This window comes from Aerococcus sp. L_32, from assembly GCF_050689315.1.
The window spans coordinates 1-1,053 of sequence record NZ_JBOEQF010000601.1 but is presented as its reverse complement, the minus strand read 5'-3'; the positions used below and the strand labels follow the sequence as shown (position 1 = coordinate 1,053).

Sequence of the window (1,053 nt, the reverse complement as noted above, 5' to 3'; positions counted from 1 at the left end):
GACCAGTCGAAGATTCAGGGGTGCAGGAGGTCTTTAAAGCGGCCTCTGTGGACGACAAACGCCAGCAAAAATTGGACCGTTTACGTCAAGAGTTGCATGAATATCAAGATTACCAATTCCGCAGACCTTTTCAACCGAATGATTTGCCGACAAATTGGACCAGTAACCGTCAAGATGCCAAGGCTGCTCGGTCATCCAAACGCAGCCATTTTCATTTTGAAGAGGCGGTTTCTGAACCTAAAGGATTCCAAGACAAACGGCAAGCAATACCGGTTTCTGAAACCACGCCTGCAAGGGCCACTGTCCCTAAACGAGGGCATTTAAACCGTGGTCTGCAGAGTATTATGGCGGATGAACCAGAGGTAAGCTTTAACCAGCCAGGAAGACAAGCTAAGTCGGGACATTATTCCTATTTTCCAGGCCAGGACAAGCCGTCATCGACCCCCTATTTAAAGAACAAACAAGCACAATCTAATCGAGGAAATGGAGATTTTAACGAGCATGAATAAAGAATTAACGTATCACTTCACAGGAATCAAAGGATCAGGTATGAGTGCCTTAGCCTTAATCTTGCATAATATGGGCTACAAGGTTCAGGGTTCAGACCAAGAAACTTACTTCTTTACCCAACGGGGTCTGGAGCAAGCTGGTATTGAATTACTACCGTTTAACGCTGACAACATCCAAGAAGGTATGTTTATCATTTGTGGGAACGCTTTTGGCGATGACCATCCTGAAGTTGTCCGTGCGAAAGAATTAGGTCTTGACGTGATGCGCTACCATTTCTTCCTTGGTGAATTAATCAAAGACTACACTAGTGTAGCGATTACTGGTTCTCACGGGAAAACATCGACCACTGGTTTGATGGCGCACGTGATGCGTGGTTTACACCCAACAAACTTCCTAATCGGTGATGGTACCGGCTCTGGTCAAGAAGACGCTGAATATTTTGTACTAGAAGCGGACGAATACCGTAAACATTTCTTAGCATACCACCCAGACTACGCGATTTTTACGAATATCGATTTTGACCACCCCGACTATTATGAAAAT

General features: G+C 45.0%; 2 protein-coding genes. Both read left to right on the top strand.

The window, feature by feature from the left end:
- The coding region (locus ACRCJ0_RS15075; RefSeq protein WP_431391021.1) for a hypothetical protein at positions 1–509 on the top strand (509 nt) is incomplete at its 5' end.
- Positions 502–1,053: Mur ligase domain-containing protein (locus ACRCJ0_RS15070; RefSeq protein ID WP_431391020.1), on the top strand; the 552-nt coding region annotated here is incomplete at its 3' end. The genes ACRCJ0_RS15075 and ACRCJ0_RS15070, both read left to right, overlap by 8 nt.